This window comes from Pseudomonas sp. NMS19W (assembly GCF_051554255.1).
Taxonomy (GTDB): Bacteria; Pseudomonadota; Gammaproteobacteria; order Pseudomonadales; family Pseudomonadaceae; genus Aquipseudomonas; species Aquipseudomonas kribbensis.
Genome location: NZ_CP136718.1, coordinates 5,294,967 through 5,310,000, shown reverse-complemented (window position 1 = coordinate 5,310,000; position 15,034 = coordinate 5,294,967). Strand labels below are relative to the sequence as shown.

12 protein-coding genes and 2 rRNA genes (1 of these 14 running past the window's edge) are annotated in these 15,034 nt (G+C 59.9%); 8 read left to right on the top strand and 6 right to left on the bottom strand.

Going from position 1 to position 15,034, the window contains the following annotated elements; all coding sequences use genetic code 11:
• From R1A29_RS24295 to R1A29_RS24275, 5 genes are all read left to right on the top strand, one after another.
• Positions 1-1,612, top strand: a 23S ribosomal RNA gene (locus R1A29_RS24295) (it extends 1,279 nt beyond the left edge of the window).
• A 155-nt stretch (positions 1,613-1,767) separates the two neighbouring features.
• Positions 1,768-1,883: ribosomal RNA gene (gene rrf / locus R1A29_RS24290) — 5S ribosomal RNA — on the top strand.
• Between the two features lie 148 nt (positions 1,884-2,031).
• Positions 2,032-2,691 carry a paraquat-inducible protein A gene (locus tag R1A29_RS24285; RefSeq protein WP_085709260.1) on the top strand — a complete coding sequence of 220 codons (660 nt, stop codon included), beginning with the start codon at positions 2,032-2,034 and terminating at the stop codon, positions 2,689-2,691.
• Positions 2,678-3,301 (top strand): paraquat-inducible protein A, encoded by a 624-nt coding sequence (locus tag R1A29_RS24280; RefSeq protein ID WP_438299794.1) that lies wholly within the window; start codon positions 2,678-2,680, stop codon positions 3,299-3,301. The genes R1A29_RS24285 and R1A29_RS24280 overlap by 14 nt, the downstream gene beginning before the upstream one ends.
• Complete coding sequence (locus tag R1A29_RS24275) at positions 3,294-5,597, top strand: intermembrane transport protein PqiB (RefSeq protein ID WP_438299793.1); 2,304 nt, start codon at positions 3,294-3,296, stop codon at positions 5,595-5,597. Before R1A29_RS24280 ends, R1A29_RS24275 begins: the two co-directional genes overlap by 8 nt.
• 67 nt (positions 5,598-5,664) lie before the next feature.
• Here the strand turns inward: R1A29_RS24275 and mksF are convergent, their stop codons facing one another.
• From mksF to mksB, 3 genes are read right to left on the bottom strand one after another with little or no spacing between them, the layout of a single operon-like run.
• Entirely contained in the window at positions 5,665-8,505 is a 2,841-nt protein-coding gene (gene mksF / locus R1A29_RS24270) for an Mks condensin complex protein MksF (protein WP_085709263.1), read from the bottom strand.
• Entirely contained in the window at positions 8,502-9,203 is a 702-nt protein-coding gene (gene mksE, locus R1A29_RS24265) for an Mks condensin complex protein MksE (RefSeq protein ID WP_438299792.1), read from the bottom strand. Before mksE ends, mksF begins: the two co-directional genes overlap by 4 nt.
• Positions 9,193-10,473 carry an Mks condensin complex protein MksB gene (gene mksB, locus R1A29_RS24260; protein WP_162803512.1) on the bottom strand — a complete coding sequence of 427 codons (1,281 nt, stop codon included), beginning with the start codon at positions 10,471-10,473 and terminating at the stop codon, positions 9,193-9,195. The genes mksE and mksB overlap by 11 nt, the downstream gene beginning before the upstream one ends.
• Positions 10,474-10,704: 231 nt before the next feature.
• Between mksB and R1A29_RS24255 the strand changes: the two genes are divergently transcribed.
• Together R1A29_RS24255 and rimI are read left to right on the top strand one after the other, a co-directional pair.
• Entirely contained in the window at positions 10,705-11,457 is a 753-nt protein-coding gene (locus R1A29_RS24255; RefSeq protein WP_438302087.1) for an energy transducer TonB, read from the top strand.
• On the top strand, positions 11,450-11,902 hold the full coding sequence (gene rimI, locus R1A29_RS24250; protein WP_085709267.1) for a ribosomal protein S18-alanine N-acetyltransferase: 453 nt from the start codon (positions 11,450-11,452) through the stop codon (positions 11,900-11,902). Before R1A29_RS24255 ends, rimI begins: the two co-directional genes overlap by 8 nt.
• A 47-nt stretch (positions 11,903-11,949) precedes the next feature.
• Here rimI and R1A29_RS24245 read toward each other — a convergent pair whose 3' ends face one another.
• Positions 11,950-12,354: a serine kinase/phosphatase gene (locus R1A29_RS24245; protein WP_438299791.1), complete on the bottom strand. Its 405-nt coding sequence runs from the start codon at positions 12,352-12,354 to the stop codon at positions 11,950-11,952.
• A 142-nt stretch (positions 12,355-12,496) separates the two neighbouring features.
• Between R1A29_RS24245 and can the strand changes: the two genes are divergently transcribed.
• A complete protein-coding gene (gene can / locus R1A29_RS24240; RefSeq protein WP_007951756.1) occupies positions 12,497-13,141 on the top strand; it encodes a carbonate dehydratase in 645 nt (214 codons plus the stop codon).
• An 8-nt stretch (positions 13,142-13,149) separates the two neighbouring features.
• Here the strand turns inward: can and R1A29_RS24235 are convergent, their stop codons facing one another.
• On the bottom strand, positions 13,150-13,674 hold the full coding sequence (locus R1A29_RS24235; protein ID WP_438299790.1) for an SET domain-containing protein-lysine N-methyltransferase: 525 nt from the start codon (positions 13,672-13,674) through the stop codon (positions 13,150-13,152).
• Between the two features lie 178 nt (positions 13,675-13,852).
• A complete protein-coding gene (locus tag R1A29_RS24230) occupies positions 13,853-15,025 on the bottom strand; it encodes a hypothetical protein (protein ID WP_438299789.1) in 1,173 nt (390 codons plus the stop codon).
• Between the last annotated feature and the right edge of the window lie 9 nt (positions 15,026-15,034).

Sequence of the window (15,034 nt, the reverse complement as noted above, 5' to 3'; positions counted from 1 at the left end):
CCACGCCGAAAGACCAAGGTTTCCTGCGCAACGTTAATCGACGCAGGGTTAGTCGGTCCCTAAGGCGAGGCTGAAAAGCGTAGTCGATGGAAAACAGGTTAATATTCCTGTACTTCTGGTTATTGCGATGGAGGGACGGAGAAGGCTAGGCCAGCTTGGCGTTGGTTGTCCAAGTTTAAGGTGGTAGGCTGAGATCTTAGGTAAATCCGGGATCTTAAGGCCGAGAGCTGATGACGAGTTGCCTTTAGGCGACGAAGTGGTTGATGCCATGCTTCCAAGAAAAGCTTCTAAGCTTCAGATAACCAGGAACCGTACCCCAAACCGACACAGGTGGTTGGGTAGAGAATACCAAGGCGCTTGAGAGAACTCGGGTGAAGGAACTAGGCAAAATGGCACCGTAACTTCGGGAGAAGGTGCGCCGGTGAGGGTGAAGGACTTGCTCCGTAAGCCCATGCCGGTCGAAGATACCAGGCCGCTGCGACTGTTTATTAAAAACACAGCACTCTGCAAACACGAAAGTGGACGTATAGGGTGTGACGCCTGCCCGGTGCCGGAAGGTTAATTGATGGGGTTAGCTAACGCGAAGCTCTTGATCGAAGCCCCGGTAAACGGCGGCCGTAACTATAACGGTCCTAAGGTAGCGAAATTCCTTGTCGGGTAAGTTCCGACCTGCACGAATGGCGTAACGATGGCGGCGCTGTCTCCACCCGAGACTCAGTGAAATTGAAATCGCTGTGAAGATGCAGTGTATCCGCGGCTAGACGGAAAGACCCCGTGAACCTTTACTATAGCTTTGCACTGGACTTTGAATTTGCTTGTGTAGGATAGGTGGGAGGCTTTGAAGCGTGGACGCCAGTTCGCGTGGAGCCATCCTTGAAATACCACCCTGGCAACTTTGAGGTTCTAACTCAGGTCCGTTATCCGGATCGAGGACAGTGTATGGTGGGTAGTTTGACTGGGGCGGTCTCCTCCTAAAGAGTAACGGAGGAGTACGAAGGTGCGCTCAGACCGGTCGGAAATCGGTCGTAGAGTATAAAGGCAAAAGCGCGCTTGACTGCGAGACAGACACGTCGAGCAGGTACGAAAGTAGGTCTTAGTGATCCGGTGGTTCTGTATGGAAGGGCCATCGCTCAACGGATAAAAGGTACTCCGGGGATAACAGGCTGATACCGCCCAAGAGTTCATATCGACGGCGGTGTTTGGCACCTCGATGTCGGCTCATCACATCCTGGGGCTGAAGCCGGTCCCAAGGGTATGGCTGTTCGCCATTTAAAGTGGTACGCGAGCTGGGTTTAGAACGTCGTGAGACAGTTCGGTCCCTATCTGCCGTGGACGTTTGAGATTTGAGAGGGGCTGCTCCTAGTACGAGAGGACCGGAGTGGACGAACCTCTGGTGTTCCGGTTGTCACGCCAGTGGCATTGCCGGGTAGCTATGTTCGGAAAAGATAACCGCTGAAAGCATCTAAGCGGGAAACTTGCCTCAAGATGAGATCTCACTGGAACCTTGAGTTCCCTGAAGGGCCGTCGAAGACTACGACGTTGATAGGTTGGGTGTGTAAGCGCTGTGAGGCGTTGAGCTAACCAATACTAATTGCCCGTGAGGCTTGACCATATAACACCCAAGCAATCTGCAGACTCGAAAGAGGCCAGATTGCGGTGTGTGAAGACGAAAGAACCGAAAGTTCGACGCTTACAAAACACCGAAAACTATCCCATACCCAATTTGCTGAAGCGAGGCCAACCGGTCACGAGTCAGTACCCGAATTTCTTGACGACCATAGAGCGTTGGAACCACCTGATCCCATCCCGAACTCAGAAGTGAAACGATGCATCGCCGATGGTAGTGTGGGGTTTCCCCATGTGAGAGTAGGTCATCGTCAAGATTAAATTCCGAAACCCCAATTGCGAAAGCAGTTGGGGTTTTGTTTTGCCTGCGGGAAAGTTTTTGCTCGCTTGAACGAACAAATTTGCACAGTTATTTTCGAATCAGAACACTAGAATAGACCCCATCTTTTTCGGAGCCAGGCCCTTATGTCAGATTCGGTTGACGCCCCCGGGCTGTCAGATTTACCGCTGGATGACTTGGTGGCCTGCCATGAGTGCGATCTGCTGATGCGCAAGCCCAAGCTTGCTCACGGCGAAAAAGCCCTCTGCCCACGCTGCGGCTACGAACTGTACGCCCACCGTCATAACGTGGTGCAGCGTAGTCTTGCCCTGGTCATTGCCGCATTGTTGCTCTACGTGCCGGCGAACTTTTTACCCATCATGCAGCTCAATGTTCTCGGGCAATCGTCGCAAGACACTGTCTGGAGCGGCGTTGTCGGTCTGTTTAATACCGATATGCGCGGTGTTTCAGTCGTCGTATTCCTGTGCAGCATGGCGATCCCCCTGTTGAAACTGCTGTGTCAGTTGATTGTGTTGCTGACCATCCGTTTCAACATCGGTCGTAGCTACGGCCTGTTGCTCTACCGCATTTATCACCACCTCAAAGACTGGGGCATGCTTGAGGTCTACCTCATGGGTGTCCTGGTGGCGATCGTCAAACTGGCAGACATGGCGGCCATCACCGTCGGTCTCGGTCTGGCATGTTTCATCGGTTTGTTATTGGTTCAGGTCTGGCTCGAAGTGGTGATGTCACCGCACCAGATCTGGCAGGCGTTATCAGGAGAAGATGCCCATGCGGGCGATTGATGCGGGCATTCTGATTTGTACCGAATGCCACGAACTGAACAAGCAGGATGTCGACAGCGACGTGCAGACCTGCACCCGATGCGGTGCGCTGGTTCACGCCCGGCGGCCCAATAGTCTCGCGCGAACCTGGGCGCTGCTGATCACGGCCGCGATCGTCTACATTCCGGCCAACGTCCTGCCGATCATGACGGTCAGTTCGCTGGGCCAGGGTGATCCGAGCACGATCATGTCCGGCGTCATCCAGTTGGTACAGCACGGCATGATTCCAATCGCTGCCGTGGTGTTCATCGCCAGCATTCTGGTGCCGACCTTCAAGCTGGTGGGCATCGCGCTGCTGCTGTTTTCGGTACAGCGCCGTCAGCCGTTATCTGCGCGTCAGCGAATCTGGATGTACCGCTTCATCGAGTTCATCGGCCGCTGGTCAATGCTCGATATTTTCGTGATCGCCATTCTGGTGGCGGTCGTCAACTTCGGCCGGCTAGCCAGCGTCGAAGCCAATCTGGGCGCCATCGCCTTCGCCAGTGTGGTGATTCTGACGATGCTCGCCGCTGTCACTTTCGATCCCCGACTGATTTGGGATAACACGGAGTCGGACGCCGACCATGACTGATTTGCCCGTAGCGAAAACCCGACCGGCTTCGAACTGGTCTGCCATTTGGGTACTGCCCCTGATTGCCCTGATCATCGGCGGCTGGCTGGGATGGCGTGCCTACAACGAAACCGGCATCGAGATTCAGGTGCGTTTCGAAAGTGGTGAAGGCATCCAGGCCAACAAGACCGAAGTGGTCTACAAAGGCATGTCTGTCGGTAAGGTCAAAGCCCTCAAACTCGATGACGAAGGTGCTACCAAAGGCGTGATCGCCACCATCGAGATGAACAAGGATGTCGATCAATACCTGAAGACCAGCACCCGCTTCTGGCTGGTCAAACCGAGCGTGACCCTGGCGGGTATTACTGGTCTGGAAACCCTGGTGTCGGGCAACTATGTCGCGATCAGTCCGGGCGAAGGTGAGCCGACCCGCAAGTTCAAGGCCCTGGCCGAAGAGCCGCCGCTGTCGGACTCCAAACCCGGCCTGCACCTGACAATCAAGGCTGATCGCCTGGGTTCGCTGAACCGCGGCAGCCCGGTGTTCTACAAGCAGATCCAAGTCGGTCAGATCAAAAGTTACGTGCTGTCGGAAGACCAGAGCACGGTCGAACTCAAGGTGTTCATCGAGCCGACCTACGCAAAACTCGTGCGCAAACACACGCGTTTCTGGAACGCCAGCGGCATCAGCATCGACGCCAACCTGTCCGGCGTGAAAGTGCGCAGCGAGTCCCTGGCCAGCATTGTCGCGGGTGGTATTGCCTTCGCGACGCCAGAGAACCGCAAGGACAGCCCGCCTACCGATCCGAGCCTGCCATTCCGCTTGTACGAAGACTTCGATGCGGCCGCCGCCGGTATCCGCGTGAAGGTCAAACTCAGCGATTTCGAAGGTCTGCAGGCCGGGCGTACCCCAGTGATGTACAAGGGCATTCAGGTCGGTAATCTCAAAGCCCTGAAGATCGATCCTGATCTGTCCAGCGCCACCGCCGAACTGACCCTCGATCCATTGGCCGAAGAATATCTGGTCACCGGTACTCAGTTCTGGGTGGTCAAACCGTCGATTTCCCTGGCTGGCATCACCGGTCTGGAAGCGTTGGTCAAAGGTAACTACATCGCCGTGCGCCCGGGCGACAAGGGCGGTGCGCCGCAACGCGAGTTCGAGGCACGGCCAAAAGCGCCACCACTGGATCTTAAGGCGCCGGGCCTGCACCTGGTGCTGTTCACCGACAGCCTCGGTTCGATCGAGGTCGGCAGTCCGATTCTCTACAAACAGGTCAAGGTCGGCTCGGTGCAGAGCTACCAGTTTTCCAAGACCAAAAAGCAACTGGTGATCGGCGTCCACATCGAGAAGGAATACGAAAACCTGGTCAACGCCTCGACCCGGTTCTGGAACGTCAGCGGCATCACACTGACCGGCGGTCTGACTGGCGGGATACAGGTCAAGAGCGAGTCCTTGCAGACCTTGATGGCCGGCGGCATCGCCTTCGAAACGCCGCAAGCCAAGGCGCCGTTGCAGAAGCGGATTCCGCGCTTCCGTCTGTTCGCCAATCATGATGACGCGAATCAGAAAGGCGAGGTGGTGACCATCAAGGTGGACCGCGCCGACGGCCTGCGCAGCGGTACGCCGGTTCGTTTCAAGGGACTGGATGTCGGCAAGATCGAAAGCGTCGACCTGACCGATGATCTGCAATCGGTGATCCTCACCGCGCGCATCACCGAAGTCCCGGAGAAGATTGCCCGGGTCGGCAGTCAGTTCTGGGTGGTAAAGCCGGAACTGGGGCTGATCAAGACCTCGAACCTGGAAACCCTGGTCACGGGGCAGTACATCGAAGTTCAGCCGGCGGCGAAGAGCCTCGGCCCGCAGAAGAACTTCGTGGCCTTGGCCAATCCGCCGGAAGTGAGCAAACAAGAGGCTGGCCTCAGTCTGGTATTGAGCGCCGCCCGTCGCGGCTCGTTGAAACCCGGCGTGCCGGTAACCTATCGCGAAATCACGGTGGGTAAAGTCACTGGTTACGAACTGGGTCAGACCGCCGACCGCGTTCTGGTGCACATTCTGATCGAGCCGAAATACGCGCCGCTGGTTCGCAGTGGCAGCCGCTTCTGGAACACCAGCGGTGTCGGCTTCGATATTGGTTTGTTCAATGGCCTGACCGTGCGCACCGAGTCTCTCGAAACGGCGATTCAGGGCGGTATCGCCTTCGCCACACCGGACGGCGAGCGGATGGGCAACCCGGCCCGCGCCGAGCAGACCTTCCCGCTGTTCGACAAGTTCGAAGACGAGTGGCTGACCTGGGCGCCGAAAATCCCCCTCGGCAAATAATCCCGCCCAATGAAAAGGGCCGCGATCCAATGGATCGCGGCCCTTTTTTGTGCCCGTCAGCTACACATCAAACCGCATCCAGCTCCGGTTCATCCGCTTCGACATTGATGGTGGCTTTCACCACATCGTGGCGGCGGATGTACTTCCAGTCCGCCTCGTCGATGTAGATCCCGGCCGGGCCGCTGCCACCTTCCAGGTCGATGGCGACACTGGCGCAGACCTGCGGCTTCACACTCGCCAGAATCGGCACGAAGCCCAGTTGCAGGCTGGTTTCCAGCAACGCCGCCTGGTTCCTTTCGTCGATGTCCGCCGCCTCGTCGAGGTAGTACGGCAGGCGTACGCGACCGGCCAGATCGCGATCCATCAAGTGCAGCAACAAATACATGTTGGTCAGCGCCTTGATGGTCATCGTGGTGCCGTTGGACGCCGCGCCATCGATGTCGGTGTGGATAACCGGCTGGCCGTTGACCTTGGTGATCTCGAACGCCAGTTCGAACAAGTCCTTGAGGCCGAGCTGGTTGTGGTTCGCCGCCACCAGCCGCGCCAGGTATTCCTTGGCCTCTTCGTTCTTGTTGTCCTGCTCGGCGCTCTGGCTCAGGTCGAACACCGACAGGGTTTCGCCTTCCTCGTACTGACCGGCGCTGTGGATGATCTGGTCGATGTGCTTGAGCGCTTCCTTGTTCGGTGCAAGCACGATGCGGAAGCTTTGCAGGTTCGACACCTGACGCTTGTTGATCTCACGGTTGAACAACGCCAGTTGGTGCTCGAGGCTGTCGTAGTCGCTACGGATGTTGCGCAGGGTCCGCGCAATATCGGTGACTGCCGCGCGACGGGCCTTGCCCAGGGTCAGAGCTTCGTCGGTGCGGTGCGCGTAAGCGTTGATCAGCAGCGACAGGCGTCGCTCCATGTCGTCTTCACTGTCGAACTTGGCCACGCCCTTGAGGCGCACCTGCGCATACAGCGCTTCGATCTGGCCATCGGCCCGCAGCAGGCCTTGCCAGCTGTCCTGATAGTCGTTGAGCAGCGGCAGCAGGTTGTCCATGGAATCGTCGACCGGATCCATGAACGGCGTGCCGAACGGCAGATCCGCCGGCAGCAACTGACGGCGACGCAGGGCATCGTCGAGAGTGCGCTGCTTGGCTTCCATGTCGGCGATCTGCCGGCCGACCAGTTGCAGCTTGGCCGACAGTTGCTGGACGCGCTCGGTGAACGCATCGCTGGAGCGCTTGAGTTCGTCCTGCGCAGCTTCCATCTGTGCAAGCTGCTCGAGCTTGTCGCCTTCTTCGGCGCTCAGGGTCTGGGTACGACGGAAATCTTCCAGCGCTTTCTGCGCATCCAGCACTTGCTGGTACAGCGCCTCGGTCTGGGTCTTGCTCGCGGCGCGGTCGGCGGCCACGGCTTGTTGGGTTTTCAGTTGCTTGAGTTCTTTTTCCAGACGCTCTTTCTGATCGCGCAGCGCGGCACGGTCGGCCAGCGCCTGCAGGGCCGGCGGCTCGATGTGCGAGATGTCGATCGAAAGGCCCGGCACTTCGAAACGTTCGCCCTTGAAGCCGTCGAGGATCAGCTCGACCGATTTCACCCACTCGCCATCCTCGTCGAGGGTGATGCCGTGCTCGCCCAGCGGCAGGCTGAACAGCGCGCTGTTGAACAGACGCATCAGACGCTCGACGTCCTGTTGCGAAAACTCTTCGCGCAGACGGGCGTAGCTGTTGTTGTCGGCGTGATCGAGTTGCTGCTTCACCGACTTCAGGCGTTTTTCCAGATCCCGCAGACGCTCTTCGAGATCCTCGGCACTGAACTGACGAGACTGCGCCAGCGCACCGGCCAGTTCATCGTGAGCGTCCTTGGCGGCGAGCAGTTGCTGCTCGAGCACTTTCACGTCATCGATCAGCGCAAAGCGATTCTTCAGCACCGACAGCTCACCCAGCCAGCGCTGGATGCCGGAGATTTCCCGCTCCAGGCGCATCAGCTCCTGAGTGCCGCCGCGCTGGTCGTTCTGCAGGTCGTCCTGTTCGCGGCGGTAGTGCTCGGCCTGGATGGTCAGCTCTTCCTTGCGCGCCGTGGCGTAGTCCGACCAGGTGCCGAGCAACGAGTCGAGCAGCGGCGACAGGCGATGCAGCTTGCCGCGCAGCACGTCGCGCTGTTTCACGCCGTTGGCCAAGGCTTCGACCAAGGGGCCGGCGGCCACCAGCGAGTTGTAGTCCTGTTCCATGCGACGCACGTCGCGGAAGGCTTCTTCGCAGGCCGCGATGTAGTCGACGCTGCCGGAACGCAGGCTGTGTTCGAAGGCATCGAGGAACAGCTGCTTGAGCTTGGCGGCGGTGATTTCACGCATGTGCAGCAGGTTGATGAACAGTGCGCGGAACGTCTTCAGGCTCTGCTCGCTGGTGGAGCGCAGCGGAATCAGGGTCAGGTCGAGCGGGATCGACGTATGACCGCCGACCAGCAAACGCCGCAGTTCATCAGGCTTGAGTTCGTAGGCTTTCAGGCCTTCTTTCTCAAGGTTGCTGAACAGTTCTTTCTGGCGCAGGCAGGTATCGTTTTTCTGGTAGTGGGCCAGATCGAGCTTGCCGGCATAGGCGAAGAACTGGTGACCGAAACCACCGCCGGGACCGCGACCGACCACGCCGATCACGTGCGGGCCATGAGGCAGGTTCACTTCGACGAGGATGTAGCTGGTGTCGGAGGCAAAGTAGAAACGCCGGGATTGTTCCAGGCTGTACTTGCCGAAACTCATGTCCGACATGCGCGCCAGGATCGGGAACTGCAAGGCGTTGATCGACGCGGATTTACCGAGGTTGTTCGCGCCGTAGACCGACAGCGGTTCTTCCAGCGGGAACAGGCCGAGGCTGTAACCGGCGGTGTTCAAAAGGGCAAAGCGGCGGATGCCGTAGCGTTCCTGGCTCATGCGTCGGACTCCTGTTCTTCGGCAATGGCGCGGGCCAGTGCGTCTTCTTCGCTCTCTTCCTCAAATTCGGAGAGATCGAGTGGATCGTCGGTCTCGAGGAATTTGGCCTCGGCCTCTTCGTCGATCAGCACCGGTGCCGGCAGCGGCAGTACGCTGTGCACGCTGGCCGCCAGATCGCGGTCTTGCTGAACCGAGAGGCAGACGTCGAGGAAACGGTGCATCGGCGGCAGGAAGCGGTACACGCCGTTTTCTTCACCGGCGAAGCCGAGCTGGGTCATGCGGCGCATGATCTTTTCTTCCAGCTCTTCAACGGTCTGTACTTCGGCCTGGATGAACAGGTCGCGGTACTTTTCCAGCAGCGATGGCAGCTCGTCGCGGCCGAGACTGCCGCCGTCCAGCACGGCGATCGGGTCGCGGCCCTGGTCAGCCAGGTGCTCGACAAGGATGAAGGTGAACAGCGCCAAACGCTGGGCGGTCTTGTTCACTGCGGCGGCGGCCATGTCCGGCACGAAGTAGTAGAAGCCACGGGTATCGCAGACCAGTTCGAAGCCCAGGGCCTTGAACAGCGTGCGGTACTGGTCCTGGAAGTTCGACAGCTGCGCGTACAGCTCCGGGTCGCGGCGGCTGACGTGGTAGCCCTTGAACAGTTCGCGGAAGATCGGCGCCAGTTGAGACAGTTCGGAGAGATCAAGATGCATGTGGAGTGCTCGCAGAATCCTCGGCGGCGGGGTCGCGGGCCGAGAGCAGGGCGAAGGAGCGCAGGCTGACCTGGTGCTCGTGAGTGTGGTATTCGCGGCGTTCCAGACGCTCGCGCTTGAAGCGTTTTTCCCGCGACAGGCGCGAGAACCAGTAAAGCAATTCGTCGGTGGCGCCGTCCGGTTCCTGTTCCAGCAGCCAGGTCATCAGATCCGGCATCGGCAGGGACTCTTCGCAGCGGTCGACCATTTCGCGCACGGTGCGCGGTGCACGCGGCGCATCGCCGGTCTTTTGCGACTTGTGCGCCTTGGGGAAACGCGCCGGTTTCGGTTCGAAACGGGCCAGGGCGTAGACGTAGGCTTCAACCTGACTGGCGCTGCCGAGAAAAGTGCTTTGCGGCCGGGTGAACAGCGGCATCGCGGCTTGCGGCACAGCGTCGATGCCTTTGCGGCGGATCGCCGCCAGCGCCAGCGCAGCACCACGGGTCACGGCGTTGTGCCGGCGCGCTTCTTCACGCAGCGGCAGCAGCAGTTCCCGTGCGTGACGCAGGGTCAACTGAGCGCTGGTCTGCATTTCGAGGATGCGCGCGTGGGTGCGCAGCAGCATGTCGTCATCGACCAGGTGGCCGAGGCGCTGCTGTTCGCTGAGCATCTTCAGCAGCACGGTTTCGACCTTGCGCACGCCTTGTTCGAAGGCGCCGTCGGCGTTCACCAGATCGATCATCGGCTCGACGTATTCGTCCCAGGTCGCCAGTACTTCGGCGTAACGCTGACGCAGAGGAATCTGCCGGTCGCTGGTCTTGGCCCGTTCGGCCACGGCTACCAGCGCCTGTTCGTCGTTGTCGAGTTTCTTCAGGACGTCACGCACACGCATGTCGAGCAGGCGCAACTGACGGGCCAGGTCATTGCCGTCGCGGATGTCGAACGCATCCTGGATATAACCGGCCAGACGCTCGAGGTGACGCAGGTAGGCTTCGATTTCCAGGCACAGGCCCAGACGGTGTTCCCGGCGCAGGTAGGCGAGGAAGTCGTGGATTTGTGCGTTGAGCTCGAAGCGGTTCGGGCTTTTCGCCACGGGGACCAGAATGTCGAGGCGAATCCACACGTCGAGCAGGCTGGTGATGTCCTGCGGCGTGCTTTCCAGTTGTTGGGCGGCCAGTTGCGTGCGCAGTTCGTTGAGGCTCAGGGTGCCCTGGTCGAAGTGCTCGCACAGTGGCTCCAGAAGTGCCCAGTGTTCAGCGAGGGCGCGCAAGACGCGCTTGGGTTCGATCATCGGAATGGCCGGCTGGTTGGCGATTAAAAGCCGCGATTGTACTGCATCACGCGGGATGCGATTCACTCTCGGGACGGGCTGTCGCTTTTCTTTGCGTCAAGGTATCGGTCAAGACTATCGATCAACTGCGGGCGATCTTGAGCGAAGGGCGGTAGAATCAGCGCACTTCAGTTATCCACAAGTGGCCGACCCTTGCTAATCGAGTCCCGCCGCCGCGCCTATTTGAACGCCATGCAGGTGGTCAACTGGCTGCCGCGCACCGAATTGCCCTTCGCCGCACCGTCGCGGCCCGAGCTACTGGAACCGCTGGAGCCAGAGCCCGAGGTTTTGCTGTCCGTCGCACCGGCTTCCCCGGCTGACGCGCCGGCTCAGCAGGCCGCGCGCGTGGTCGAACGGCCGAAGATCGAGGTCCCGCGACCAACGCCCGCCAGCGGCCGCCCTGCCGCCAAACCGGTGGAGGAAGCCGAAGAAGCGCCGGTGGTCGCACGGCCCGCGCCGGTGCCGCCACCGCGTTTCGCCCTGCAATTGCTGCGCGCCGGTCGTTGCCTGTTGCTGGTGGAGTTACCCACAGGCGAATCGTTCCAGAGCCGGGATCCGGCCTATCTGCTGCTCAAGGACATGCTGCGGGCCGCCGGTCTGCCGGATGCGCCGCAGATCGTCGGCGATCCGGTGCGTTGGCCACTGCTGGTGCGCGGCACCATGGATCAGGGGCCGGATGCGGCCCGGGATTTCGTCCAGGGTTTCCTTTCGGTGCAAATGGAGACGTCGCCATGCGCCTGCCTGTGGCTGATCGGTCTGCCGGCGGTGCGCTTCGCCGGTGAGAAGGACGCCGAAGCGTTCAACAGTGAATTGCAGATCGAGGGTCTTGGCCTGGCCTGGGCCGTGCCGGGACTGGAGTTGTTGATGGAAGAGCCACAGCGCAAAGCCGCCGTGTGGCAAGCCATGCGTCGGCTGATGGCGCGCTGGAAAGAATCGAATGAGTGATGCTGTAACCTTCCGTCCGATGGTCGAAGCCGATCTGGACGCTGTGCTGAAAATTGAATTCGCGGCCTACAGCCATCCCTGGACCCGCGGGATTTTTCTCGACGGGCTGGGCAAATACCAGATCTGGCTGATGTTCGAAGGCGAGCAGCAGGTCGGCCACGGGGTGGTGCAGATCATTCTGGACGAGGCGCACCTGCTCAACATCACGGTCAAGCCGGAGAATCAGGGCCGGGGCCTGGGGCTGACATTGCTCGAATACCTGATGTCCCGAGCCTATGCGGCGGATGCCCGGGAGTGTTTCCTGGAAGTGCGCGACAGCAACACAGCGGCTTTCCGCCTGTACGAGCGCTATGGTTTCAATGAAATAGGCCGCCGTCGCGATTACTACCCGGCGGTGGGCGGGCGTGAAGACGCCGTGGTCATGGCCTGCACCCTGGTTGACTGATCGCCGTTGGAAGCTGCTTCAATCTGAGGCAGCTTCCAGCGAGCACTTCAGCGTTTGCCGTCCATCGGGTCGCGACGCGCCATTTCCGCTTCATCCAGCCCTTCGCCGCCGCCAATGTCGTCCTCATCGACAATGCTCAAATCCCAATCCGCCTGATTGCCTGACCCCAACTCATCGGCATCACGGGCGCCGTCTTCGCGGATCAAAGTTTCCGGGCTCAGGTCATCGTCGGTCGGCTCATGATCAGCCACTGAAGCACCGGTCAGCCCCGCCTCCCGTACCCGTTCCCGAGGCATCCGTTGCTCACGCTCACGTTCCGGCAGTTCATCACCGATCTTTGCGCTGGGCTGTTCGTCGTCGAAATCCAGCTCATGCACCGATCCCATGCGGTCTTCGTTATCATCGATGGGCTCCGGTTGCACCGCGTCGAAGGGACGTCGTGAATCAGTCATGGCAAATCCTCATACTGTGGGCCTTACTGAGGTGGACTCACCCGGCACACGAGAAATTCCAACGAAATCACTTGCGATCCTTTCGTGACCCCGACGGACGGTTGTCTGTCATAGCAGCGCATCTTTCTTGAGGCCTTACAGCATGCATGACTTACAAGACCTGATTGATAACAACGAGCGTTGGGCTGACGCGATCACCAAGGAAGACCCGGATTTCTTCGCCAAGCTGGCCCGCCAGCAGACGCCGGAATACCTGTGGATCGGATGCTCCGATGCACGGGTTCCGGCCAACGAAATCGTCGGCATGCTGCCGGGCGATCTGTTCGTTCACCGCAACGTGGCCAACGTGGTGCTGCACACCGACCTCAACTGCCTGTCGGTGATCCAGTACGCCGTGGACGTGCTCAAGGTCAAACACATTCTGGTGACCGGCCACTACGGTTGCGGCGGTGTGCGGGCGTCGATGCAGGATCGCCAGTTCGGCCTGATCGATGGCTGGCTGCGGTCGATTCGCGATCTGTATTACGAAAAGCGCGAAGAACTCGCCAAACTGCCGACTGAAGAGGAACAGGTCGATCGCCTGTGCGAGCTCAACGTGATCCAGCAAGTGGCCAACGTCGCTCACACCAGCATCATCCAGAACGCCTGGCATCGCGGGCAGAGCCTGTCGATCCACGGTTGCATCTACGGCATCAAGGATGGCCGCTGGAAAAGTCTGAACACCACCATCAGCGGTTTCGAGCAACTGCCACCGCAATACCGTCTGCGGCCGGTCGGCGCACCGTAACCTGCAAGTCAGCGCAAGCCTTGTCGCAGCCAGCTCTTCAAGTAGCGCTGGCCTTCAAGGCTGGGTGGTTCGTCGTAACCGGTGATCCAGCCGCGACAATGAGCAGACCCGCAACCGCAGGCGAACTGCCTGAGCAGTTTGTCCTCGGTGGCGGTGTAGTCCATGGTCAGTCGTTCGCCCGGCTGAATGTCTCGCACGGCCCATAGCCATAATTCACTCATGTCGATGAACACGTTCGGGTCGCAGGAGTGTTCGAGCAGTCCGCAGAAGCGTGGATCGTAAATATGGATGCCGGCCTGTAATTGCCGGGTCTGGCGGCAGCGGTAGGGCAGCAGTTGGCCCGAGACCCTGCACATGCGGGTGATGCGCAGAAATTCCCGGCGTGCGGCGATTGCGCAAGGCGTTCCCCGGGCGTCGTGAATCACTTCGAAGTCGGCACGGGAAGGGAATCCGAGGCGCACGGGAAGCCCCGTGAACGGGTAGATCCCCTCTGTATCGCGGGGCGTTGGATGGCGAAGGACTTGCGTATTCATAACGATCCCTGTCGAAAAGATGCTGCGACTTCAACAGGGCCGTTTCCATTCGGCCCGGCAACACAGTATTGGATCCAATATCTCGTATATGAAACTACAGATCTACTGTCACATCTGACAGGGGCGAAAGACGCTTTTCCGCGTCAGCCTGCGCTGACACGGAAAAGCCATTCTTGCGTCAAATATGCGGAGCAGGCACCGCGGTGTCCGGCATCGGGCTTTGAAGCTGTTGCAACTGGGCCTTGATCGGCGTGGTGGCGCACTTGGCGGCGGCCTGTTCGGCGGTCAGGTTGCGGATCGAGGTGTAGAACAGCTCGCAAGTCTTGACCTTCTGCGTCACTTGCCAGGTCTGGGTGCAGCTGTTCAGCAGGGTTTTCGGGTCGGTGCCCGGCTTGCTGCCCATGCCGGCCTGCCAGCAGGCGGCGCTCAAGTCCTGGCCCATCACTTTCAGCCCCGCCGCGTCAGCCTTGGCCTGGGCGTCGTCACCGGTGTAGCTCTTGGGATCGGCGGCGTACCAGATGTAGCTCGGGTGGTTGGAACCCAGTACCGGCACGTTCACCCCGGCGCTCGGAGTGATGGTTGCAAGGCCCAGAACATCCACGGTCTGCCCGTATTGTTTCTTGATCCAGTTACGCACCGGTGCACCGAAGGCCACCATCGGCAGGGCAGCACCGCTGGCGCTGACGCTGACCTGTTTGACCATGGTGGTCTGGTAGTCCTTGAAGTAGTCGTAGACCCCTTCAAGGTCGCTGCCGGCGCTGGCGGGGGCGGCAATCGGCGCGATGTCGACGATCGTCTGGTAACCCGGCGTCTGGTCGGCCGGAATGCCGTTGTCGGTCAGCAGCGCGGCCCAGCGGTCGGTGGTGTTGGAACGCAGGTAGTCCTGGGCCTGGGTCAGCGAGTAATCCGGCGGGAAGTGCAGCAGTTCGACGCTTTTACGGTTTTCCAGGGCCATGCCCAGCGGCAGGAACAGATACCAGCTGTACGCCCACTTGCCATCGGCGTTGAGCTTGCTGGCGCCGGTGTAGGCCAGGTCGCCGGCATCCAGTAGCGCGGTCAGCGGCTTGTCGTAACCTTTCGGCACGCCGCTGATCTCGGCATAAATCTGCCCGTTGTCATTTTTCACCAGCACCTTGGCACCGGTATAACCATCGCGTTGTACGCTCTGGCTCAGGTAATGGGCGACGGTCTGCTCAAGCGTCCAGTTGCGAAAGCAGATCACGCTGCAATTGTTGGGATAAGCGAAGAGGCGGGTGACGCGTTCGGTGCTGCCCAGTTTCAGGTCGACATCGGCGTGGGCGGCTGCGCTCAATGTGAGCGCAGCGAGGGTGAGTCCTGCGAGTTTGAACATGCTCAGATC